The organism is Nostoc sp. 'Peltigera membranacea cyanobiont' 210A (assembly GCF_002246015.1).
Taxonomy (GTDB): Bacteria; Cyanobacteriota; Cyanobacteriia; order Cyanobacteriales; family Nostocaceae; genus Nostoc.
The window spans coordinates 170224-193526 of sequence record NZ_NOLJ01000009.1 but is presented as its reverse complement, the minus strand read 5'-3'; the positions used below and the strand labels follow the sequence as shown (position 1 = coordinate 193526).

Sequence of the window (23303 nt, the reverse complement as noted above, 5' to 3'; positions counted from 1 at the left end):
ATTTATCCCTCAGCAAATTAATGACAATTATTTGTCTGTCCGTTCTTGTTAAACCTCATGCGGGATATCAAATCCTTAAGATGGGCTGGGTCTACACCAAACCTATGAGCAATGTCATACTCCTCATCTTCAGTTGGCGGTGCATTTAGTGTAAGTAAATGCTCCAAAAAAGGTTGCGACCCCCCTAAAGGCAAACCATCATCCGTAAAAGGTAACCTATGTTCGTGCATTGACTGCTCAAATACCGCAGGGCGGGTATTTTGTAGCCACGCTACAACCTCACCAGGTTTTGGCGGCTCTATCCCCAGTCGATCGCATTCTTCTAATAACTCGTTTGATAATTGTGATTCTACTGCGGAGACGCTGTGCGATGCTCCTTGAGGAGCCGCCAAGGGCGAACGCACCACCAAATCCTGCAACCACTCCTGTAGTTTTCCTGTCTCTGGTAACTGCAAATCCAGCGTCTGACAAGCAGCTGAAAGTTCTTGTCCAATAGCAGCATTAACATATAACTGCCCCAACCAAGTAGCAAATTCCTCATTTTGAGGTAATTCTATCCCTTGTTCAAAGCTAAAAGTTTGCAGTTTCTTTCCTAAACGAATTCTTTCTAAAAGCTTTGTACCAGTATCTTCTTCATCATTAATAATTTGAGGGTCATTTGACCCAAAAGCCATTTTGTCTAAAAGCCAAATAGCTATTTGTCCTGATTTTGGAGCTGACAAATTTAGAGTTTCACAAGCAATAAGCAGCTCAGTTCCCAAAGACGTATAACTTGCAAGCCACTCCTCTAAATTACCTGACCGAGGAGCAGTAAGTCCCTTTTGAGATAAACCAACAAGCTCTAAACCTAAATTCACCAAGTTCCTAACTACCATTGACAAGCTTTTACCCATATCAGGTATTAGCTTCTCAATTTGACCTCGCATATCAACACTAATATGGACTGTCACGCGGTCTTTCTCTGCATCTACAGGACGACCACGCTTCGGAGGTAGCTTCGGGTTTTGTTCGGGCTGTTGTTTACTCATGTTACTTCAGTCTATCGGAACCACAAAGCATATTTGAAGCCTTTGTATGCTAAATCGTTAATAAACGTAACTATTTAGCAGTGTAAAAATATTTTTACACTGCTAAATAGTTACAAAATGTAAATAAAACACATACACAATTAGTTGATTTGGTATTCTTCAATCAAAAGCACAAAAAAGTTGAGATGGCAGAAAAACACCTGTTTCAATCAAAATTTCTGCACGAGTCCAATATGAAATACTGCGAAATCTTCAAAAACTTACCCAAAGAAGGCTTAGAACCCAGACAATTTCTACGCCACTGTTTTGATATCGCCGAACTTAGTCCCAGAGAACTGCTCGAAGAAGAAACCGACTCACAATACCGCAAAAAATGTATCACTATACTATGTGCAGTCTTAGGTGTACAAAGACCAACAGTTCGCAAGTGGGGAAGTGATCTCAATTTTGATGGGATACCCAACTACTCCAAAGTTTCACTTGCTTACATTCATACCGCCGAAATCGTGCCAAAGCAGCTAAAGAGCATCTTAAGAGGAGAATACAACGCACCGGAAGTAAATGCTCAAACGTTTCTAGAAAAAATACTCCTTCATGAGTTAACTGAACAACAAGTACTACAAACTGTCTCTCACGCCAATTTTCGCGCAACTTGTGTCAAAACTCTCACGCAAGTATTACATATTGGCACCAAGTCAGTCCAAGATTGGGGTCAGGATATGTCGTTTCACAAAATGCCCAAAATTCACAAGCACACCTTGGGCTATGCGTTGGCTGCTATCTCCAAATCATCATCAAAAAACTTGCAGAAAGCAGCGTGACTTATTCAACTAGTCGAATTAGCAAACTTGGTCTTAAAGATAAGACCGCGCATATTAGCGCGTATACAACATCATGACTACAACAACTTTTGCAAATAATTTATACATCGAGCAGCATCAGGTAGACTCCAATCCTACCACCCACATAGAGCAAAGTACCCTAGAGTACCTCCATACGGCTTTCCTACTCTACGAGTACAAGCAGACTTACACCAAAAAAGAGTATCGCGCACTGTTAGAAGAGTACGGCTGGGATAAGGGCAGTGCTGAGGAAAGGCGATCGCTCCGAATTGCCGAGAATTTTCAAGCATTTATCAGTTGCCCGGAACACTTAGCAGTTTTACCAATATCGCTACTACTTCGGTTATGTTCTGTGAACTACAAAATCTTAATTGATGAATTGAAAGATATTCCTATTGGTGGATTGACTTGTGGATTAGTGTTAGAACTGATTGAGAAAAGAAGATTGTTTCTCAAAGCCATGAATCAAGAAAAAAAAGATGGCAACTGGCGAGCAACACCAGATGGAAATAGATATTACACCTTCGGCAAAATTATGGAGGATGACCACCAAACAGGGGTGTTTACCGAGAAGTTAATAGAGGAATTGGGATTGTCACCGCAGCGAATTGTCAGAAAGGCGATCGCTGATTTATATGAAAAGCATCAAGCTGAGATAGCCAAGAATGAAATCGGCTCTTTTGGAGAACTAATCTTTTGTGAACAACTCACTGACACCATAGAAGAATTGATTCCTGTCAACGATGAAAGTGTCGTCAACCCAACAAACCTTGAGGTGATGCAGCGAGAACTTGAAACCTTGTGGCAAAGGGATACAGAAGAATATGATTGCGAAGAATACCTGGAAGAACCTGAAGAGTCAAACATTGACTTTGAAGAAGATGAGATTGAGGCAGTAGAAAGTACATTGGCTGGAATGTTCGGTACAAATGAAGTCCCAGCAACTGATGCAGAAGTCCTCGCAGACATATTGCGGAAAGCTTCAGATTATTCCTCAGTGCGCCGGGGACTATGGCAATATCAACAAGCTAAAGAAGAAGCTTGGAACCTCCTCTCGGATTCGGAAAGGAAATCTGTATGGCAGATGCTTCCAGAGGCAATCAAAAAGCTTAGTAATGCCAAACGTGAAGGGTTGATTGTCAATTTTTATGAGATGGAGTCAGGAGGAGTATATAAAGTCTTCACTACAGATTACCCACTAATAGAAGAAACAGTTAGTAATAGTCGGTTAGACAGATGGTTGGCAGATTTGAAAGTCAGGCATAACTCCGATTGTAATTGATATGTGTTAAAAGCCAAGTGCAAGAAATAAACATTAATTAGAATCTCAATGAACTCAACAGCAGCAAACAAAAAAATAGCTGTTAGCCTATTCTCCGGGGTGGGTGGATTTGATTTGGGATTTAAAGCAGCAGGATTTGAAATTGCGATCGCCATTGATAACAATCCCATCGCCCTAGCAACATACCAACATAATTTCCCGCACGCCACAGTTTTGTGCAAAGACATTCGGGAGGTGACAGGGGAAGAAATACGCGCCTGTATTCAGGCGAAGTATGTAGATTGGGACGGGGAGATTCATGCCGTTTTTGGTGGGCCACCATGCCAAGGATTTAGTGTTGCCGGACTGCAAAATGTTGAAGATGAGAGAAACTCGTTACTAGGGGAGTTTGTTCGGCTGGTGTTGGAACTCAATCCTCTTGCGGCAATCATGGAGAATGTGCCAGGGATTGAAAATCAAAAGTTTGGCTGCATTACTGCGAACCTCCAAGCAGTGCTAGAAGAACATTATTTTCTCTCAAAGTGGAACCTGAACGCTTCAGATTACGGAGTTCCGCAAGCTAGAAAAAGGGTGTTTTTTGTTGCATCTAAGTTTGGAGAAATTATACCGCCAAAGCATCAACCTCAACATACAGTTAGAGATGCGATCGCAGACTTGTTGCCAGTCCCCCTACTCCCCAAGCAAAACACTCAAGAATGGCATCCAGATTGGGTGAAGGGAGAATATACCAAGTATCTTGAGAAAATATTCCCAAATCTTGGTATAGTAACTAACATTGAGACGGGATTCGCAGCGACAACACATACACCAGAAGTAATTCAGCAATTCATCAACACTCCTCCAGGCGCGAGGGAAGCTAAATCCAAATCAAAAAAGCTGCAATGGGATGGATTCTGTGTGACGTTAAGAGCGGGGAGTGGCAACCGCACCGCATTACGTCCCCTTCATCCAGAACAGCCACGAGTTATCTCAGTTAGAGAAGCTGCTCGCTTACACAGTTATCCTGATTGGTTTAATTTTAGTGAGGCAATACTCCACGCCCAAAGAGAAATCGGAAATTCGGTGCCCCCATTGCTTGCATATGCTGTGGGAATGCAGGTTAGAGAACATCTAGAATGCAATACCACTTATCAAATTAAGTGCCCAAATTGGCAAAACTGCCTATTTTTACCAATTTGTTGCAATTTTAAGAATATATTCGTTTTTGTCAATGAAATGCTGTCTTTAAGCGGGTTAAGCAAAATCAGCAAAGAGCGATCGCCTCCACATCTGGAAGTAGAAGTGTAACAGTATCTACAGACATACAGCGCTTCCGGCTATTATGCAATACAGTTTTTCTCCTTGCCCTCTCCTATCAAAGCTTTCAGATTTGGGGATGTACCTCATAGCTGCCGTAAGTGCTGTATAATCTCGCAACTACTCAAGTAGCCTATGAAATGTTGCAGTCAGCCTAGTTTCTGTACCATTTTGTTCGCTAGCTACAACCGCATTCCAACCCCTGTAAGGCATTGGTTGTCCAGTGTCATCTCCCCAAAACACCATTGCTCAACTTCATTAACTATAAATACTGCTATTGTTGTGATTTTGAGTACTCAGCTTTGCACTTTAGAGATGGCAGTCAAATTTTTTAAGAAATTAATAGCTTCTTTATCAAATTCAGATTATGACGTTTTAGCTGAAAAATTGTGAGGCGCAAGGAAAAAGTAAATTATTCTTTAATCAGGTCAGAGTAGTGAATTTTTCTTAGGCTACAGTGGCTCACGGTTCAAAGATAAAAAGTTGTTGCAAGGTCTTTTTGTAATTATATAACTGAAGTTACTTTTTACAAAAAATTCCGCTACTATGCGACTTATTGTTGCAGATGAGCCAGATTTAGGCACAGTAGTTAAAAGCGATGGTGCGGAGCGCCCACGTAGGCGATCACAAAAATTTTCAGTCTACTGAAGTTGCGTTTTTAACAATCAACAGCTTTTGGCAAACTATGGTATCTGGATCGCATGGTTTGGCTTTATGAAGATATGAAAGAGACAAATACAGATTATCAGAGTTGGCTGTATTAAAGCAGGAGTTTTAAGTATAAAACACTACAGTCACGTATTGCTACTGTACATACCTATCTTTAGGCATAGAAAAATTTCATTCTAATTTCATTTTCTTATGAAACTCTATGAATAGGGTGAACGGTAAGACATTTCAGACATTTATATACCTTCATTGATGACAAGTGATTGCTAAAAATATGTTAGCCAGGGGTAAAATTCTCTGGTTGAGGCTCTCCCGTCAGTTGGTTCAACCCAGGCGCTTGGCTTTCGTGGAAGCTTGCCTAATTGGTCTAGTTTCTGGGTTAGCGGCAGTTCTGCTAGGACAGGCAGTGGATTGGGCAGGCGCATTGCGAGTGCGTATTTCTTACCATTGGCCTGCCTACTTGGTGCTACCAGGCATTGGACTGATAGGAGGAATCTTAGCTGGTTGGCTAGTAGAGCGCTTTGCACCGGAAGCATCAGGTAGTGGGATGTCGGAAGTCAAAGCGGTATTGGCTCGCGTACCAATGCCGTTAAATCTGCGAATTGCTTTGGTGAAGTTGATCAGCGCTACATTAGTGTTGGGTTCGGGAATGCCTTTGGGACGGGAAGGGCCAACTGTCCAAATTGGGGCAGCTTTGGCAAATCAACTGAGTAATTGGGCACCGACTTCACCAGAGCATCGTCGCCAACTGATCGCCGCCGGAGCCGGGGCTGGTTTAGCTGCGGCTTTTAATGCACCGATCGCAGGTGTGCTTTTTGTAGTGGAAGAATTACTCCAAGATGTGTCAGGTATCACTCTTGGTACTGCGATTTTGGCTTCTTTCATTGCTTCAGTCATCTCTCGACTCTATGGTAGTCACAACCTGGATCTGAATCATCTAAATTTAGGTCTTCCCGATACAACTTTCTTCGCTCAGGAAATCCCTTTCTACTTGATTTTAGGAGTGTTGGCGGGACTTCTAGGCATTCTATTTAATAAAGGTATTCTTGAGAGTCTAGCAATTAACCGCCGCCTGGTAAGGTTGAGTTTACCCTGGCGAATTGGAATTGCTGGGTTAGTGAGTGGTTTGGCGATCGCTTTATTACCTGCTGCCTTTCGGGATCATGCTGGGTTAAGAGAAATTTTGCTTGCGGGTAGTGCTAATTGGTCATTTGCAGCGATCGCTCTTTTAGTTCAGTTTATCCTAATTATTTTTACTTACGGCTCTGGAGCACCAGGGGGTTTACTAGTTCCCACTTTGGCTTTGGGAGCTGCCCTTGGTTACTTAGTGGGTGCTGTCGAACACAGTTTACTGGGAATGAGTGCTGCAACAGTCTATGCTCATGTCGGCATGGCTGCCTTTTTTAGTGCCGTCTCCAAAGTACCAATTACAGCGGTCGTCATTGTATTTGAGATGACAACAGATTTCAATCTGGTGCTACCGCTAATGATTGCGTCTGTGGTTGCCTATTTAGTGGCAGAAAAAATTGACCATCGATCGCTCTACGACCTTCTACTAGAGTGGAAAGGGATTCACATCACCAAGGAGCCTAGCACAGAAGGACTTCTAGCACAACTGAGTGCCGTAGATGTGATGCAACGGCGTGTGGAAACTCTCTCTAGCCAAATGAGTACTGATGAAGCAGTACAGGCATTTTCCAACTCTCACCATCGCAACTTCCCGGTTTTAGAGAATGGTAAAGTTGTTGGTATTGTGACTCAGAAAGATTTAGTTAATATTGCTTCAGAACAATTAGGCAAAGATACCACTATTAGCGAGATTATGACACCAGAGCCGGTGACAGTAACTCCCACAGCTACGCTGGCTCATGTACTGCATATACTCAATCGTTATCATCTCAGCTGCTTACCTGTTACAGAAAATCGCAAGCTCATAGGAATTATTACTCGTAGTGATATTATCCGTGTAGAAGCAGAGCAACTCAGTGGTAATAGCGAACAAATAGAACGTAAATCAGCACCTTCTTATGTGGTTTACCAAACTCGCGCTCCGGCTACAGGCAAAGGACGGTTACTAGTACCACTTTCACATCCACAGACAGCCGAGACTTTATTGGAAATGGCAGTTGCGATCGCTAAAGATCGCAATTACGAAATAGAATGCCTACAAGTGATTATCGTTCCGTCTAGCCGCATCCCATCGGAAACACCAGTACAAATCAGCAAAAGCCTTCAACTTTTGCAACGGGCAATACTTTTAGGAGAGAATTCGCGGATTCCCGTTCACACCCAGATCAGAGTTGCCCATAATGTTGCTGGGGCAATTTTGGAGACTGTCAAAGAACGACACATTGACTTGGTGCTGATGGGATGGAAAGGCACTACATCAACTCCTGGTAGAGTTTTTAGCCGAGTAGTGGATACCATAATTCGACAGGCAGGTTGTGATGTTATCTTGGCTAAATTAGATGATAAAAGATCCTTTGACCGTTGGTTGTTGCCAATGGCAGGCGGCCCTAACTCCAGCCAAGCAATTAAGTTATTACCAGCTCTTGCTTCTTTAAGTACATCACCACAAATCAAGCTATGTCAGGTTTTCCAGCCGACTAACTCCATTCCTGACACAACATTATTAGATAAATCTGTTCGCTTTCTGCAACGCCGAGTTAGCGGTAAAGTGATGGCTACTCCAGTTCGTGCCAGTTCTGTTTCTGATGCTGTCCTTAATTGTGCAAAACTTGACAATAGTGATGTGATTGTCCTGGGAGCTAGCCGTGAAAGTCTACTACAACAAGCGATTCAAGGAAATATTGCCGAGAATATTTCTCGCAAGAGTAATTGTACGGTTATCATGGTCAAAACTTAATTAACGCGATGTGCGACTTATTCTTGAAACCCCACTTCCATTCCTCTCCCCGAAAGGTCGAGAGGCTTTGATTCTTGCTCGCCAACGCTAGTAGGGAAGGGGTTGGGGGTTAGGTCTGAGATAAAGTCCCACACGGCGTTAATTATATAGGCGCAACCCTACCCGTAGAGTATTACAAATGACGAATTACGAATTACGTTAGCACAGCGTTAGCGACGCAGGAGCGTCATTACGAATTACGAATTATCGGCAAGTATATAATAAAAGTTGCCCCTTGATTTGGTGTGCTGCTGGCGATAATACTGCCTTGATGAGCTTCAATAATCCGCTTAGAAATTGCTAACCCCAGACCATTGCCACTACCTTTGCGTGCGGGGTCTGTTGTATAAAATTGCTCAAATATTCTGGGTAAATCACCGTCTTTTATGCCTTTTCCCTGGTCTTGAATTTGAATAATAGCTTGTTTGCCTTGGCTGTATCCAGAAATAGATACTTGAGAATTGGCTGGTGAGTGCTTAATCGCATTATCCAACAAATTAAGGATCGCTTGTAATAGTCGCTCTGGATCGCCCTGAATTATTAGATTTCCCACGTTCACCTGTGTAGAAATTCTCAGAGTTCGCATTCGCGGTTCTAATGCATTAACAGCACGGTTAATCAATCCATCCAGCGAAATAGCTTGCTTTTCTAGTTCAGTAACTCCTGCTTCCAAACGTCCTAAATCCAGCAAGTCATGAATCAATCGTGATAAACGCTTGATTTCGCTTTCGATAGTTTGAAAAAAGCGATCGCGTAATTCTGGTTCTTCAGATGCTCCAGCTTTGAGTGCGTCTACTGTCACCTGAATGTTACTTATAGGGGTACGCAGTTCATGGGAGACATTGGCTAAAAACACCCGTCGCTCTTTGTCTAAGGAAGCTAACCGCTCACTCATCCGGTTGAGTTCTGCTGCCAATTGATCTAACTCATTGTTCTCATGGATCGTCAGCTTATCACCAAAATGACCGCCACCCAAGCGAATAGCAAAGTTCTGCATAATCTCAATTGGCTTTGAGAGACTACGAGCAAACCGACTGCTAATTAATGCACATAGTAGAATTGTTATTGCTAGCGTTCCCAAAATACTCCAAATTACCCTAGCAAACTGTCGCTGAAGCTGCTCCAAAGTCATAGACATTCGGATTACGCCCAACAATTGACCTTTACGCTCAATAGGTCTGGTAATGTAGAGGCGATCGTCGTTTGATAAAACGCCTTTGGCGATTCCTTGTTTTACATGATTTTGTAGAGCTTCCCGTATTCCCGGAACCTGAAACCAATCCTTAACTTGGCTGTCTAACTTTGGGTCAGAAGTGGCTAATAAACTGCCTTGTTGACTAAAAACACGTAGTGTTACAGTTTGTGGTGCGCCATACCGTTGCACCAGTAAATTTACCTGTTTAATATCTTTTTCTTCTAGTGCATCTGCAACACTTTCGCTTAATGCACTCGTCCAGTTATCCAAATCTACTTGCCGCGATCGCATGAAGTAATCATGGAACGACCACAGGATATAACCTGCCATCAACGACGTTCCAAAAGCTGTTAGCATCAGGTATGTGCCTAACAACTTAGCATAAATTGTATTTAATTTAATCCCAGGTATCCAGCCTCTCATGAAGGCTGCTCCCCAGAACGACGACGCAATACTGCTTTGATACGTGCTAGTAGTTCGCGGGTGTTAAACGGCTTAGTAATATAATCATCTGCACCTGCTTCTAACCCCCAAATTTTATCAATATCCTCATCTTTAGCTGTGAGCATCACAATAGGTACATTGGAAAATGCCCGAATCCGCCAGCAAACTTCCATACCGTCAACTACTGGTAACATCAAATCAAGCAAAATTATATCTGGTACTTGCTTGTGAAACTGTTTGATTGCACTATGTCCATCGGCGGCTGTAGTCACCGTGTAACCTTCTTTTTGTAGTGTATAGGTGAGACTGTCGCAAAGAGCCGCTTCATCATCTACAAGTAATACATGTGGCATTGTTTATTCTCAATTATCGGGAGTTATTTATAATAATATTTTGTATTAACAGATATATTTGTAACATCTTCCTCTCGAAATTAATTTGTTAAATAGTAAGGATGAAAACCTTATCACCAAGAAGGTTTAAGTTTAATCATGACTGCTTAATTTACTCTTGATTATTACTGTTCCTTGTTGGGAAAATTTTATCGTAAAACTTGTTCCACCTCCTACTTCGCTATCTACATAAATTTCTCCATGATGTATTTCTAAACACTTTTTCACCACAGCAAGTCCTAGTCCACTGCCAACAATCTTGCCTACATTATTAGCACAATGAAAAGGCTCAAATAAATGCTCTTTAAATTCGCCAGGAATTCCTATCCCATTATCTTTAACTTGGAAAAATATTGCGGATGATTCACAACTAAGAATTAAGAAAATACTTCCCTCTGGAGGTGAATATTTAATTGCATTTGAGAGTAAGTTACTCAGAACAGAATAAAGTATATTTTCGTCTAATTTGGCATGAGTACAGTTACCTTGACTAATAAATTTAATAGTATGATGTTGTTGATTAGAAAATTGGAGGTCTTCGATCAAATTAATGCAAAATGCTTCCAAATCTATCAGTTCTGGATGAAATTCTAATTTCCCAGCTTCTGCCCTAGTCAAAGTTAAAATATCGGTTAGTAACTGGTTCATTGACCTAGCTGAAGATTGAATGCGATACAGATTTTTAAGTTTCTTCTCTTCCGTCCACTGCTGATTACTTTGAGCCAATAGTTGAGCCGATCCCAATATAATACTCAATGGTGTACGAAATTCATGGGATACCATTGAAAAAAAGCGTAACTTTAATTCACTAAGTTCTTTTTCTTGAGCTAAAGTTTGTTGAATAGCTTCTGCTTCTTGGCGCTTCACTAATTGTTGATAAAGTAAGGCATAAACTCCTAATAAAATGGCAAAACTCAAGAAAGTACCGAGGAATTCAATCAACATCCGGTTACGGATATTCTCTTGGGAATGTCTGACTGAGATTTGCAGTAACTGTTCCTCCCTAGCTTGCATTTGGGTAAGCGTTTCGCGGATTTGATTACGGTTTTGGTTACTTTGAGTAAGTAGAGGTGCTTGAATAGCAAAGCTTGATTTACCTACTTCTTTGAGGTTAATCGACTGTTTAGATAATTGAACTCTTTGAGCAATTAGGAATTTCAGCTTCGTTATTTGCTGCTGTTGATAAGAGTCATCAGCAAGTTGTTGCTGCAACTTTTTGACTTTGGCATCCAGGCTTTGCATTGCCTGATAGTAACGTTTGAGTTCTGATTGCTCTCTATAAAGAATATAACCCCTGCGTCCGGCTTCTGCATCGGTTAGTGTAGCGAAGATGTCAATAACATTTTTCATTACCTCATGTGTGTCCTTCACTTGATTGCTACTTGTAATTAACTGAGTAGCGTTCTGGTAAGAAATCATACTAGCTGCACCCATTAATAATAAGCTCAAGCCAAAGCCAGAGGTTATCCATTTCCTTTCGAGCGACCATTTCATAGAAAAAATCAATTAATGGTTCAGAGTCCATATCTTATCCAAGACCTTACATCAAAGTAAAGATTTTTCCAATAAAAGCTTAGTTCAAAATTATTTTTCCTACTAACCGATTTTTACCCGATTTTTGCCCTTTATCTCCACAGCTATTTGTTAAAATGCTATTTAAAATAACTCCTTATGCAATTATGCATCACACTAACTTTTCTTCAAATAAATTTAAATGTTTATTTGGAGAAATTTTATTTTCTTTATATTTATATAGGTAAAACCAAAATTTAATAATTGAGGAAATCAAATTGCCGTGTCATCCTTTAAAACTTTTGCAGAGAAACAATCACAAGTTCAAACTTTACCTAATTCTGAGTTTTTGAAAAAGGTCGGTCAAGTAACTGGTGGTACCCTCCTATCAATTACGATGCTATCAAGTTCTATATTAGCTGGAGGGTTAGTTGGTTTAGCCATTAGTTTCCGCGATCTGCCAGATGTTAGGCAACTACGAAGCTTTGTACCCTCAGAAACAACTTATATATATGATATTAAAGGTAAGCTTTTAACACGTATACATGGGGAAGCTAACCGCCAAGTAGTGCCTTTAAATCAAATTTCCCCCAATTTGAAACGAGCGGTATTAGCTAGCGAAGATAGCCGTTTCTACGAGCATCATGGTATTAATCCCGGTGGTATTGGACGTGCTGCATTAGTCAATTTTGCATCTGGGGAAGTCCGAGAGGGTGGTTCTACAATCACCATGCAGTTGGTAAAAAATATTTTCTTATCTCAAAAACGTGCTTTTACCCGAAAAATAGCAGAAGCAGTATTAGCAATTCGCTTAGAGCAAGTTCTTAGTAAAGATGAAATATTAGAAATGTACCTCAATCAAGTTTACTGGGGTCATAATAACTATGGTGTTCAGACAGCAGCACGCACTTACTTTAAAAAATCAGCGCAAAATTTGACTTTGGGCGAATCAGCAATGATGGCCGGTTTGATTCAAGCTCCAGAAGAATTTAGCCCGTTTGTCAGCATGAAGTTGGCAAAACAAAAACAAAAAGAAGTATTGGGGCGAATGTTAGAACTGAATTGGATTAGCCAGCAAGAGTATAATGATGCCCTCAAACAAAACATTAAACTTGGTGAAATCAAGTCATTTCAAGGTAGCGCTTTGCCTTACGTTACCAATACTGTAGCGCAGGAATTAATTAAGAAGTTTGGGCGTGAAACATTGCTTAAAGGTGGAATGCATGTACAAACCACAGTTGATACTAGCTTCCAAATGATGGCAGAAAAAACTATCAAGAAGTGGCATAAAATCCTTGAAGGTCAAGGATTGAATAATAATCAAATGGCTTTGGTGGCAATTGATCCGCGCACACATTTTGTTAAAGCACTAGTAGGTGGTATAGATGCAAAAACTAGCGAATTTAATCGAGCAACTCAAGCCCACCGTCAGCCAGGATCTTCTTTTAAGCCGTTTGTTTACTATACTGCTTTTGCTAGTGGTAAATTTACACCCAATACAACAATTCTAGATACTCCGGTTAGTTACCGTGATGGTAACGGTTGGTATTATCCCCGAAACTACGATAATAGTTTTATGGGAGCAATACCAGTTCGCACTGCTCTGGCTCTGTCTCGTAATATTCCTGCAATTAAGATTGGCAAAGCTGTGGGTATGAATAAAGTTATTGAAACTTGCCGTACTTTGGGAATTATGAGTCCAATGTTACCTGTGAGTTCTTTGCCACTAGGTGCGATCGGTGTGACACCGTTAGAAATGGCTAGTGCTTATGCAACTATTGCTAATTACGGCTGGCGCTCGCCTGCAACGATTATTGCCCGTGTTACTGACGGTAGTGGTAATGTGTTAATAGATAATACTCCTAAACCTCAGTTAGTGCTTAACCCTTGGGCATCAGCAGCAACTTTAGACGTGATGCAAACGGTAGTTAAAGAAGGAACTGGTAGAGGTGCAGATATAGGTCGTCCAGTTGCGGGAAAGACGGGTACAACCTCCTCAGAGAAGGACATTTGGTTTATTGGTACTGTACCGCAGTTAACGACTGCCATCTGGGTAGGAAGGGACAACAACCGACAATTATCTAACCACGCGACAGGCGGAGGTATGGTTGCTCCTATTTGGCGTGATTTTATGCAGAAGGCACTTAAGGATGTACCAGTAGAAAAGTTTCAGCCACCTTCTAATTTTCCTCGTCCGAAATCAAATTGAAAATGTTCTAAGCTGAGACGGATTTAATTTTTCCAGATGAAAACCTCACGCAAGTCTTTCAGGCTCCAAAAAGTATAATTTAGAGCGCCACATATTATATCTAGGGCGTGTCATCAATTAGATAAACTGGAATCAGGGATTCTTAGGATAAGCCAAATGGTGCAATTTATTTAGCTGCTTCTGTTATCTGCTTAAATTGATGACACGCTCTAGTCCATCAGAAGCGGCAGTTGATAGTCAACCAGTGGAAGCAGCAACGATGATTTCCATCGATGTAGGTTATAATAGCATCAAAAAAATACATGGACGCAAACAACATCTGAGTGTAAGCAAGGAAGTTACCCTCCTCACCCAGAAGCTACTACTGTCTTGCTGCTTAAGTGCCGCATCGCTAGATCACCAATTAATTAAGAACTTTATACCTCATTGCTTCACTACTAGGTATTCTCAACTTTTGATAAATGCCACTCAGTTGAACACGTTCTGGTGGTTGATGGAAGGTTGCACAGCATCTTTGCACTGCCGCTTGATATTCCCGCCATTGCTTACGAATGGCTATACTAGTGACATCATTACCTAAGTCTTCAAATTTTAGCCCAGCCCGACTAAGCCAAATTTCCACGTCAGTTGTTTCACCAAAAGGTTCGGAAAAAAGATTATTGTTAAACATTGTTACAATATTTACCTTTTTATATATAGTACATAAGTTCCCTTTGTTGACGTTTAGACCGTCTTTCCCAAAGGTCTTGGAGTGAATGCTTTTGGAAAACGAAGTTAGCTGCTTGACAGGCTTCTTGCCAAACCTCCTCCACTATGCCCGATTCCATAGTTTCAATAGTTGTATTGTTGGCAGGTGCATCAATCTCTACTCCCTCTATGGCAGTCAAAACATCTAAAACTGTGATTTTTCGGGGGTCACGTGCTAAGATGTAGCCGCCCTTAGCGCCACGTATGCTATTAATTAAACCTTGACATCTTAATGTTGCCAGTAGTTGTTCTAAGTAGCGATTTTGTATACCTTTTAGCTCTGCTATTTGTTTAATTTGCATTGGATCGCCATTCTGGTAGGAATCTACCAATGCCAACATCGCTAGAAGTGAGTATTCAAATTTATTTGGTAGTCTCATCAGGCTAGATACTATACAAGCTTTTAAACTTGTAATTCTATCTAAACTCTAAAGTAATAAAGTAATACGAGCTATTTTGATTTTTTTTCAAAAAGATAAACAAGAATGATTGACAAAATAGTAATTTCAAGGTATATATGAGAGTTTTCAACTTCTAACACTGTTCTAATAAACTCTTGAGGCTATTAAAGAAAGTATTGTACTAACTATTATTTTTTCCTTGTACCCTTCGCCTTCTGCTCCCTTGGCTCCAACAGCTTGTCATAAGAGAGACAGGAGTATGTATTCTTTGTACAAGAGTAACATAAGTAATACTAAGCCAACTTAGACCTATCTAAGAATTTTATCCAATGAGACTGTAAATCAGCCCAGCCAGTACAATTAGAGTCACAATTACATAGGTATAATCTTTGAGTCGAACAAAGGCTAACAGAGAAAAAACCACTCTCATAACTGGAGTAGCAATCAGTAGCAGTAATCCTAGTTGAATAATGCCTCGGTTACGACCTGATAATATTGATGTTTTTACCCCAGCTGGAGTGCGAAACTCTGCTGGTTCTCCCCGAAAAAACTGGTAATTAGGAACCTCAGTCCCGTGGCGAATTAAGTACAAAATTCCACCCGTTAGAACCAGAACGCTAGCAAGGATGACCCCGACTCTTAACAGATTGCCAATAAATTGCTCAAAACGCTGCTCAAACTTAGTACGTCTGTTTAGAACCATTTTAAAGCCTCCCAGTTAGACCTTTGTAGATCATTTCCAGCGCCAGTACCAAAATCACACCACTGAAAATATTTCGCAAAAGTTGTACCCTGGCTCTGACAAGTACTCGCGCCCCCAATACAGCACCACACAGTACTCCCAACATCACTGGCATTGCTAATCCGGGGTCGATATAACCTCGGTTTAGATATATTCCTGCACTAGCTGCTGCTGTTACTCCAATCATGAAATTGCTGGTAGTTGTGGAAACTTTGAATGGAATATGCATTATTTGATCCATTGCCAGCACTTTGAGCGCTCCCGAACCAATACCTAGCAAGCCGGAAAGTACACCAGCTATAAACATTAGCCCAAATCCAAAGGGAACACCGCGCACGTTGTAAGATTGTTCTCCCGTAGAAGTTGGATAAGTACTATTTAGCTTCAAGCGTGTTGCCAGGGGATCTGGCGGTAAATTATCGATGTTTTCGGAGTAGGGTTTACGAGATAGGTACGCACTATAAAGTAAAACAATCCCAAACACAATAGCGATCGCTCCAGTAGAAATCTTCGCTGCCACAACCGCTCCAGCTACAGCGCCAAAGGTTGTTGCTATTTCTAGGAACATGCCTAGCCGCATATTAGTGTAACCTTCCTTTACATAAGCAGAAGCTGCTCCACTAGATGTAGCAATTACAGATACTAAGGAAGCACCAATAGCATAGTGGAGATCCACTCTACAAACTACAGATAGGAAAGGAACAATTACTACGCCACCACCCAAGCCTGTCAAGGCTCCTAAAAATCCAGCGCTCAAGGAGCCAAACCATACTAATAGCGAAAAATCCAGAGTATTCAAGGTTTATTCTCCACTATTTGGTTTTATGGGTTAATACACCAATTAGTTTCACACTGGTTAGTTGGTTTTACTTTATATTTTTTCATTTATAAAAACAAATATTTTTTCTTATTAATTCAATAAAACTTTTTAATTATATTGTATATATAAGCATTGAAAAACTGTCAAAATTACAAATTGTCTATAGTCTATTCCGCTAAATTTTGATCAAATTGATTAAACAGATATTTAACCAGCTAAACTACTGTAAAGCCAGCCAAATATAGTAGTTTTGTGAACGTCACATTTATGCCATAACTTGGTCATAACTTGGTCATAACTATGTCACAGATGACTGTTATCTTGTGGATGTTTTCTTAACAGATATTCTCTACATTCGATCAAATATGCTCTTTTTTATAGTCTTAAGTACAGTTTGCAGTAAAGCTGGTGAAGTAAATCTAAGTAAAAGTTTCTGACTGTTGGCATCTTATTGAATTGATGAGGCTGATTCATAAGAATTGACTAGTCGAATTATAAGACGGAAGAATTTAGCATAGCAAATCACGTAATCCCATATTAGAGAGGAATAAATTATGCTTGAGTTATTAGGTTCAGGCTTAGTAACGCTGTGGCTACAAAAAGCTGGAATCCAAATCAATTATTTAGATGCTTTAGATGCACTAGCTTGGCAAATTAGTCCTAGCTTGGTTCTTGCCTCAGATCCGAATCCATCTGGAAACACTACAGTGCAAGAATATCTTCAGAAGTTAATAACATCAAAACTGATAGCACAGAATTTGAAAGAAAACCAAGGGATTTGGATACAGTCGGGGCCAATGCTTATGGCTAATCACCAAGGTACAACACCTCTGCCAGCTGCCTCTTTAACCAAAATTGCTACCTCATTAGTTGCTTTCAAAACCTGGGGGCCAGACCACCAATTTGAGACTTTGGTAAGCGCTACTGGCCCGGTAGTAAATGGGGTTTTGCAGGGCGATTTAATAATTACTGGCGGTGGCGATCCGATGTTTGTGTGGGAAGAAGCGATCGCTCTTGGTAATACTCTCAACCAAATGGGCATTAAACAGGTGAAGGGTAATTTAGTAATTAGTGGTAACTTCGCCATGAATTTCCAGCGTTATCCATTCTTGGCAGGTCAAATGCTTAAACAAGCACTAAATTATGCTAAATGGAATCGCTCTGTTATTTTCCACTACTCAACTATGCCCAAGGGAACACCAAAACCACAAGTCATAATTGCGGGTACTGTTAAAGTAGATTTACAATCGACTCCCCAACAAAATTTGTTAGTGCGTCACCGGTCTTTGCCTTTACAACAACTTATCAAGGAGATGAACGTTTTCAGTAACAATGATATGGCAGAGATGCTAGCAGAGTCAGTGGGAGGGTTTAGTGTAGTCCAATCAACAGCCGCTAATATTGCTGGAGTACCACAGTCAGAAATTCAATTAATCAATGGTTCTGGACTAGGCCCAGAAAATCGCATTTCCCCTAGAGCAATTTGTGCAATGTTCATGGCGCTAGAGCGGGAAGCAGTCGCTCATCAGATGAATTTGGCTGACTTATTTCTCACTTCCGGGTTGGATCATCGGGGGACAATTCACCGCAGACATATTCCTGTTGCGACTGTAATTAAAACTGGGACATTGCATGATGTCAGTAGTTTAGCTGGTGTGATGCCTACACGCGATCGCGGTTTGGTCTGGTTTGCAATTCTGAACCGTGGCACAAACCCAGCAGGTTTCCGTTCTGAGCAAGATAAACTGTTGCAAAATTTGATCAAACAGTTGCAACTACCTCAAGTAGTTCCTAGTATCCTAACTCCCCACTTAGCGATGAACTCTTTACCTCAAATCGGTGTAGACAGTCGGAATGAAATTTTATTTAGAAACTAGCCTTTTCAAAAACTAAAGCTGGAGTATGAGTCTGAACTAAGCTTTCAAGGTATAATCTAACAATAAATAATCAAGAATGTAAACGCTTTTAGTACTAAGTACAGGGTAAAAATAATTGATTATTAATTTTTAATATGGTAGATGCATTTATATCGAATTCTTATAAAAATGTCATAGCTTATTCATAACAATGACAAATTTTTATCAAATATTTTTTCTAGCCTAGAGAAAGTAAATATTTTAATCTTTTGTAGCAAATCAAGGATTTTCAAAGCTATGGATAACATTTTACTTTGTCTAATTTTGGGACTAATTGCAGGAATAGTAAGCGGAATAACTGGAATTGGCGGCGGCATAATTATTCTGCCTGCCTTAATTTTTCTGTTTGGCTTATCTCAACACCAAGCTCAGGGTACAACATTAGCTTTGCTTGTTCCTCCGATTGATATTTTGGCTGCTTGGACTTACTACAAGCAAGGATATGTAGACTTTAAAATAGCAGGATTGCTCTGCTTGGGTTTTGTATTAGGTGGATGGCTGGGTGCTAAAATAGGAACAGGATTATCTAATGTGATATTGGCGAGAATATTTGGAGTTTTACTGCTTGTTAGTGCTATCAGAGTACTGTTTACAAATGTAGGCGATTCCACTTTATAACTCAGTAATTTTGTTCAAGAACATCACAAAATACATCTTATTTACTCCTTGTCATCGTCAGATTTAGGGATTCTTACTTATAAAAGTTGTTCCCCTGTCTAACTCACTTTATTATAAGAAACCTGATTGGAAAGTTATTTTTCTAAAAAAATATAGTATTATCTATTTTTTAATATAGAAATATTATCACAATGCGTATTTTGGTAGTCGAAGATGATGTTCAGCTAGCAGAGATGCTGATGGAAGCCCTAACTGACCGTCAATATGTGGTAGATATAGCCCAAGATGGAGAGGAAGCATGGGATTGCATCAAAGTGTTGGAATATGATTTGGTGGTACTAGATATTACTTTGCCCAAGTTAGATGGTGTAAGTTTTTGTCAACGGTTGCGATCGCCTATGGTGGGGCATAGCCCATCGCCTACATCAGGGCGCAGCTCATCGCGCAATAACACAATACCTGTACTCATGTTAACAGCACGCGATACCCTTGGTGACAAAATTACTGGTTTGGATGCTGGGGCAGATGATTATATGGTCAAACCTTTTGAAATGCCAGAGTTAATGGCTCGTGTTCGCGCCCTATTGCGCCGCAATAGTGCCGCAACATCTTCTTCAGATTTTGGTTGGGGTAGTTTGCGTTTAAATTCCAGCACTTATGAAGTCACTTATGCTGACCAGCCTTTACATCTAACACCTAAAGAATTTGCTCTTTTAGAACTAATGGTTTCTAGCGGTCGGCGGGTGCTAAGTCGAGCCGGAATTATTGAGCGCATTTGGTCACTTGATGACCCTCCGAGCGAAGAAACTGTTAAGTCTCACATTAAAAGTTTACGGTATAAACTTAAAGACGTAGGTGCTGCCGATGATTTTATTGAGACAGTTCATGGACTAGGCTATCGCTTAAAGCAGCTTTAGAAAACTAACCGATTTCTACCTTATATTTGCCCCTTATCTCCACAACTGATTGTTATACTTCAATTACATTACTGAAATTAACCTCTTCTTTTACACTAGAACACTATTATTCTCCAAATCTCTTTAATTATTGATTTGGAGAATTTTAATTTTTATTTAACTAAACTAAAAAATACATAATTACCCTATTTTTAGATATTTCTATTTTGAAATATTTGGATGGCTGAGAATAAGTTTCACCACAATACTTCTCGATGAAGTATTTTTAACTAGAAATTGGGTTTGGGGTAAAGGGTTAAAGGTTTTTTCTTTCTCTTTCCCCCTTAACCGAGAAGTATTGAGTGCCACCATAGTGTCAAACTTATATTGAATTTTCAGTTTTATGAAGTTCTATTTGCTATAGGTAACGCGACGTAATCGCCGCGTTTAGTTAAAATTTAACTATTAGATATTTGATATTTTCAAATGAGATAGAAATTAATTTAAATAACATTTTTTTATTAATAACCGATTTCTCACCGATTTCTCACCGATATTTCAACTTCTAAAATGTAACATCTTGGAACGAAAGCATTTTGGTAAGTTTATTTCAGTTTTAAGGAAATTTTTATGCCCCGTTTTTCAATAAATATTTCCAATATTGTTATTACTAATGAAGAGTATCGCAAGCTTAGAGCTTATGCAGGATATCATCAAATATCAATTCATAAAGCAATACGATTATTAATTGATTCTCTTCCAGAATGCTCTTCAAATAATAACAAATTAAGTAGAAGCCATTCGTTTATGTTTCCTAGAAGGTTTTTACACGTTTCTTTCGATGATAGGTAACTTAATAAATAATTTTTTCTCCAAGTTACCTAGCTGTGAATTTTTGTACCACATACAACAGTGAATTTTGATTATGAATACTCTTGCTTCTTTAAATTTAGTTAAATCTCTAGAAAATTCTGCTTCAGAAAGGCCAAATTCTCAACCCATTTATGCCCTAATTTCAGTTCATGGCGACCCAACAGATGAAATTGGTAAAGAAGGGGCAGATGGTCAAAATGTCTACGTGCGAGAATTGGGATTAGCATTAGCAAAACGCGGCTGTCAGGTTGATATGTTTACCCGACGCGAGTATCCCAATCAAGAAGAAATTGTGGAATTAGCACCAGGATGTCGCACTATTCGTTTAAATGCTGGTCCAGCAAAATTCATTACTAGAAACGATTTATTTGAATATTTACCAGAATTTGTAGAAGCTTGGCTGAATTTTCAACAACGAACAGGACGCAGCTATGCCTTGATTCACACTAACTATTGGCTTTCTGCTTGGGTAGGATTAGAACTTAAATCTCGATTGGGACTACCCCAAGTTCATACCTATCACTCTATAGGGGCAGTTAAATACCGTAATGTGGAGAATCCGCCGCAGATTGCTGCAATTCGTCATTGTGTGGAGAACGCTATTTTAGAACAAGCAGATTATGTAATATCTACTAGCCCTCAAGAAGCGGAAGATTTACGTCAGTTAATTTCGCAGTATGGACGTATTAAAGTTATCCCCTGCGGGATTAATACTGAACACTTTGGTTCTGTGAATAAAGAAGTTGCTCGCCAACAGTTGGGAATTGATGCAGATTCTCAGATAATCTTGTATGTAGGACGTTTTGACCCCCGCAAGGGAGTTGAAACCCTAGTAAGAGCTTGCGCCAACTTGCCTTCAGGATTTCAACTCTATTTAGTTGGTGGTAGCCGTGAAGATGGAGCAGACTTCAAAGAACAACAACGCATTGAAACTTTGGTGAATGACCTGGGATTGGAAGCCGTTACAGTTTTCACTGGACGAATTTCTCAAGCGCTGTTACCTGCTTACTATGCCGCAGGGGATATCTGCGTTGTACCGAGTTACTATGAACCTTTTGGTTTAGTGGCGATTGAAGCTATGGCAGCCGGAACACCCGTAATTGCGAGTAATGTAGGAGGATTGCAGCATACGGTGGTGCATGGTGAAACCGGATTTTTAGTTCCTCCTCGTGATTCTAAAGCATTGGCGATCGCCATTCACAGTTTATTACAAAACCCGACTCTCAAAGAAAGCTATGGCAATGCTGCACAAAATTGGGTTCAGTCTCGTTTTAGCACTCAGGGAGTTGCTACCCAAGTCCAAGAACTCTATCAATCTTTAACACTTGATACATTTGTTCAAGAAATTATTCAAACTAAAAAGTTAACTCCAGATTTAGAAAGACAAATCCAAAATTTATTGAAGTCAAAAGTTTTGAAATCCAACGAAATTAAAGCTCTAGAAAAATTAATTGACTCTTTTTCTAATGACATTGTGCAGTGGGCAACCAGTTAAATGATATCGTGTCCGGTTAAAGAGCGATCCTTAAGAGCGTAGTTGTTCCTGGGAGCAGGCTTACCGTAACTTGTGCCGAGCAGAATCGAAAGGAGCCGAACAAGAGCAAAGGGAAAGAGGTTTATCAATACTGTACTATTTTAGTGAAAGCAAACAAATATGAAACTGCTTTTGGTGATTGAATTAGATAATACCTTGGTTGGTAACAATCGAGCTATTGCCGCTTTAAACCAAAGGCTAGAAGCTATACGCAATCAGATTTACTTAGTCTATGTTACTGGTCGCTCTTATGCTTCTAGTCGTCGAGTGATAACAAAAGCACAGCTTTTGAAACCCGATTATTTAATCACCAGTTTAGGTACTGAAATTTATCAACAGGGTGTGCTTTTAGAAAAAGATTGGGCAAATCAAATTTCAAGAGATTGGGATTGGGATGCAGTTTGGACAATTGCTAGTTACTTTCCGGCACTGATACCTCAACCCGACAGCGAACAAACCCCCTATAAATTAAGCTTTTGCCTAGATATGGATGCGCCGCTTGAGGTTATCCATGATTTGCAGGATTTGTTAACTTTTACTGGATTGCAGGCTGAGGTGATTTTCAGCAATGGGCGGGACGTTGATATCATACCCAAGAACAGTAACAAAGGTGAAGCAACTGCATATCTGCAAGAATTGCTGCAAGCGCAATTAGATGCAACCGTTATCTGTGGAGGTTCTGGAAATGACATCAGTTTATTTCAACAGCCATCAGCTGGGATTATCGTTGGTAATGCCCAAACAGAACTTCTATGGTGGTATTACAAGACGCATTACCCTTGGCACTTTTTAGCTCACTACCCTGGTGCTGCGGGTATTCTTGAAGGATTGATTTATTTTAATATTTTGCCATTTCCTAATAGTTGGAAGGCGATGGGCTACGCCCCACCATAGATGATATCGCAACCCATTTCTAATGAACTCTATCCCCGAATTTCTCACTCATAGGGTGGGGAGTGTGGGAGGTGTGGGAGGTGTGGGA

Annotated in this window: 19 protein-coding genes and 1 pseudogene; 11 read left to right on the top strand and 9 right to left on the bottom strand. The window is 40.2% G+C overall.

Annotated elements, in window-relative coordinates:
• Positions 1-17 precede the first annotated feature (17 nt).
• On the bottom strand, positions 18-1028 hold the full coding sequence (locus tag CDG76_RS27170; RefSeq protein ID WP_223265410.1) for a hypothetical protein: 1011 nt from the start codon (positions 1026-1028) through the stop codon (positions 18-20).
• A 233-nt stretch (positions 1029-1261) separates the two neighbouring features.
• On the opposite strand from CDG76_RS27170, the gene CDG76_RS27165 reads away from it, so the two are divergent.
• From CDG76_RS27165 to CDG76_RS27155, 3 genes are all read left to right on the top strand, one after another.
• Positions 1262-1849, top strand: a complete 588-nt coding sequence (locus tag CDG76_RS27165) for a hypothetical protein (RefSeq protein WP_094352099.1) — start codon at positions 1262-1264, stop codon at positions 1847-1849.
• A gap of 73 nt (positions 1850-1922) precedes the next feature.
• Positions 1923-3152: a hypothetical protein gene (locus CDG76_RS27160; RefSeq protein WP_094351986.1), complete on the top strand. Its 1230-nt coding sequence runs from the start codon at positions 1923-1925 to the stop codon at positions 3150-3152.
• 48 nt (positions 3153-3200) lie between these two features.
• Positions 3201-4439: a DNA cytosine methyltransferase gene (locus CDG76_RS27155; RefSeq protein WP_094351985.1), complete on the top strand. Its 1239-nt coding sequence runs from the start codon at positions 3201-3203 to the stop codon at positions 4437-4439.
• 129 nt (positions 4440-4568) lie between these two features.
• Here the strand turns inward: CDG76_RS27155 and CDG76_RS39215 are convergent, their stop codons facing one another.
• On the bottom strand, positions 4569-4694 hold the full coding sequence (locus CDG76_RS39215) for a hypothetical protein (protein ID WP_262984367.1): 126 nt from the start codon (positions 4692-4694) through the stop codon (positions 4569-4571).
• 440 nt (positions 4695-5134) lie between these two features.
• Here CDG76_RS39215 and CDG76_RS39450 point away from each other — a divergent pair.
• Positions 5135-5212, top strand: a pseudogene (locus CDG76_RS39450) (DUF6653 family protein); the annotation flags it as partial.
• Positions 5213-5391: 179 nt separating this feature from the next.
• Positions 5392-7983, top strand: a complete 2592-nt coding sequence (locus CDG76_RS27145; RefSeq protein ID WP_094351984.1) for a chloride channel protein — start codon at positions 5392-5394, stop codon at positions 7981-7983.
• Between the two features lie 229 nt (positions 7984-8212).
• Here the strand turns inward: CDG76_RS27145 and CDG76_RS27140 are convergent, their stop codons facing one another.
• The 3 genes from CDG76_RS27140 to CDG76_RS27130 form a co-directional block, all read right to left on the bottom strand.
• A complete protein-coding gene (locus tag CDG76_RS27140) occupies positions 8213-9640 on the bottom strand; it encodes a sensor histidine kinase (RefSeq protein ID WP_094351983.1) in 1428 nt (475 codons plus the stop codon).
• Positions 9637-10014, bottom strand: coding sequence for a response regulator transcription factor (locus tag CDG76_RS27135; protein WP_094351982.1), 378 nt, complete (start codon positions 10012-10014; stop codon positions 9637-9639). Before CDG76_RS27135 ends, CDG76_RS27140 begins: the two co-directional genes overlap by 4 nt.
• A gap of 132 nt (positions 10015-10146) precedes the next feature.
• Positions 10147-11547, bottom strand: a complete 1401-nt coding sequence (locus CDG76_RS27130; RefSeq protein ID WP_094351981.1) for a sensor histidine kinase — start codon at positions 11545-11547, stop codon at positions 10147-10149.
• Positions 11548-11848: 301 nt separating this feature from the next.
• On the opposite strand from CDG76_RS27130, the gene CDG76_RS27125 reads away from it, so the two are divergent.
• Positions 11849-13774 carry a transglycosylase domain-containing protein gene (locus CDG76_RS27125; RefSeq protein ID WP_094351980.1) on the top strand — a complete coding sequence of 642 codons (1926 nt, stop codon included), beginning with the start codon at positions 11849-11851 and terminating at the stop codon, positions 13772-13774.
• A 403-nt stretch (positions 13775-14177) separates the two neighbouring features.
• Here the strand turns inward: CDG76_RS27125 and CDG76_RS27115 are convergent, their stop codons facing one another.
• The 4 genes from CDG76_RS27115 to CDG76_RS27100 all read right to left on the bottom strand — a co-directional run bounded on the left by CDG76_RS27115 (position 14178) and on the right by CDG76_RS27100 (position 16463).
• The gene (locus tag CDG76_RS27115; protein WP_094351979.1) at positions 14178-14444 is read right to left on the bottom strand and encodes a hypothetical protein; all 267 of its coding nucleotides are present in this window, start codon (positions 14442-14444) and stop codon (positions 14178-14180) included.
• A 19-nt stretch (positions 14445-14463) separates the two neighbouring features.
• Positions 14464-14901: an RrF2 family transcriptional regulator gene (locus CDG76_RS27110; RefSeq protein ID WP_094351978.1), complete on the bottom strand. Its 438-nt coding sequence runs from the start codon at positions 14899-14901 to the stop codon at positions 14464-14466.
• A gap of 343 nt (positions 14902-15244) precedes the next feature.
• The gene (locus CDG76_RS27105) at positions 15245-15625 is read right to left on the bottom strand and encodes a DUF1634 domain-containing protein (protein WP_094351977.1); all 381 of its coding nucleotides are present in this window, start codon (positions 15623-15625) and stop codon (positions 15245-15247) included.
• Position 15626: 1 nt separating this feature from the next.
• Positions 15627-16463 (bottom strand): sulfite exporter TauE/SafE family protein, encoded by an 837-nt coding sequence (locus CDG76_RS27100; RefSeq protein WP_094351976.1) that lies wholly within the window; start codon positions 16461-16463, stop codon positions 15627-15629.
• Between the two features lie 575 nt (positions 16464-17038).
• Between CDG76_RS27100 and CDG76_RS27095 the strand changes: the two genes are divergently transcribed.
• From CDG76_RS27095 to CDG76_RS27075, 5 genes are all read left to right on the top strand, one after another.
• The gene (locus tag CDG76_RS27095; protein ID WP_094351975.1) at positions 17039-18361 is read left to right on the top strand and encodes a D-alanyl-D-alanine carboxypeptidase; all 1323 of its coding nucleotides are present in this window, start codon (positions 17039-17041) and stop codon (positions 18359-18361) included.
• A 276-nt stretch (positions 18362-18637) separates the two neighbouring features.
• Positions 18638-19018, top strand: a complete 381-nt coding sequence (locus tag CDG76_RS27090; RefSeq protein WP_094351974.1) for a sulfite exporter TauE/SafE family protein — start codon at positions 18638-18640, stop codon at positions 19016-19018.
• A 191-nt stretch (positions 19019-19209) separates the two neighbouring features.
• Complete coding sequence (locus tag CDG76_RS27085; protein WP_094351973.1) at positions 19210-19935, top strand: response regulator transcription factor; 726 nt, start codon at positions 19210-19212, stop codon at positions 19933-19935.
• A 904-nt stretch (positions 19936-20839) separates the two neighbouring features.
• Positions 20840-22282 carry a glycosyltransferase gene (locus tag CDG76_RS27080; RefSeq protein WP_094351972.1) on the top strand — a complete coding sequence of 481 codons (1443 nt, stop codon included), beginning with the start codon at positions 20840-20842 and terminating at the stop codon, positions 22280-22282.
• 159 nt (positions 22283-22441) lie between these two features.
• Complete coding sequence (locus tag CDG76_RS27075; protein WP_094351971.1) at positions 22442-23215, top strand: sucrose-phosphate phosphatase; 774 nt, start codon at positions 22442-22444, stop codon at positions 23213-23215.
• Positions 23216-23303 lie beyond the last annotated feature (88 nt).

Coding starts and splice junctions, on each gene's coding strand:
- CDG76_RS27155 (WP_094351985.1), top strand. CDS start 3,201: ATGAACTCAACAGCAGCAAACAAAAAAATAGCTGTTAGCCTATTCTCC.
- CDG76_RS27130 (WP_094351981.1), bottom strand. CDS start 11,547: ATGAAATGGTCGCTCGAAAGGAAATGGATAACCTCTGGCTTTGGCTTG.
- CDG76_RS27085 (WP_094351973.1), top strand. CDS start 19,210: ATGCGTATTTTGGTAGTCGAAGATGATGTTCAGCTAGCAGAGATGCTG.
- CDG76_RS27145 (WP_094351984.1), top strand. CDS start 5,392: ATGTTAGCCAGGGGTAAAATTCTCTGGTTGAGGCTCTCCCGTCAGTTG.
- CDG76_RS27170 (WP_223265410.1), bottom strand. CDS start 1,028: ATGAGTAAACAACAGCCCGAACAAAACCCGAAGCTACCTCCGAAGCGT.
- CDG76_RS27075 (WP_094351971.1), top strand. CDS start 22,442: ATGAAACTGCTTTTGGTGATTGAATTAGATAATACCTTGGTTGGTAAC.
- CDG76_RS39215 (WP_262984367.1), bottom strand. CDS start 4,694: ATGGTGTTTTGGGGAGATGACACTGGACAACCAATGCCTTACAGGGGT.
- CDG76_RS27165 (WP_094352099.1), top strand. CDS start 1,262: ATGAAATACTGCGAAATCTTCAAAAACTTACCCAAAGAAGGCTTAGAA.
- CDG76_RS27110 (WP_094351978.1), bottom strand. CDS start 14,901: ATGAGACTACCAAATAAATTTGAATACTCACTTCTAGCGATGTTGGCA.
- CDG76_RS27095 (WP_094351975.1), top strand. CDS start 17,039: ATGCTTGAGTTATTAGGTTCAGGCTTAGTAACGCTGTGGCTACAAAAA.
- CDG76_RS27135 (WP_094351982.1), bottom strand. CDS start 10,014: ATGCCACATGTATTACTTGTAGATGATGAAGCGGCTCTTTGCGACAGT.
- CDG76_RS27080 (WP_094351972.1), top strand. CDS start 20,840: ATGAATACTCTTGCTTCTTTAAATTTAGTTAAATCTCTAGAAAATTCT.
- CDG76_RS27090 (WP_094351974.1), top strand. CDS start 18,638: ATGGATAACATTTTACTTTGTCTAATTTTGGGACTAATTGCAGGAATA.
- CDG76_RS27115 (WP_094351979.1), bottom strand. CDS start 14,444: ATGTTTAACAATAATCTTTTTTCCGAACCTTTTGGTGAAACAACTGAC.
- CDG76_RS27105 (WP_094351977.1), bottom strand. CDS start 15,625: ATGGTTCTAAACAGACGTACTAAGTTTGAGCAGCGTTTTGAGCAATTT.
- CDG76_RS27160 (WP_094351986.1), top strand. CDS start 1,923: ATGACTACAACAACTTTTGCAAATAATTTATACATCGAGCAGCATCAG.
- CDG76_RS27140 (WP_094351983.1), bottom strand. CDS start 9,640: ATGAGAGGCTGGATACCTGGGATTAAATTAAATACAATTTATGCTAAG.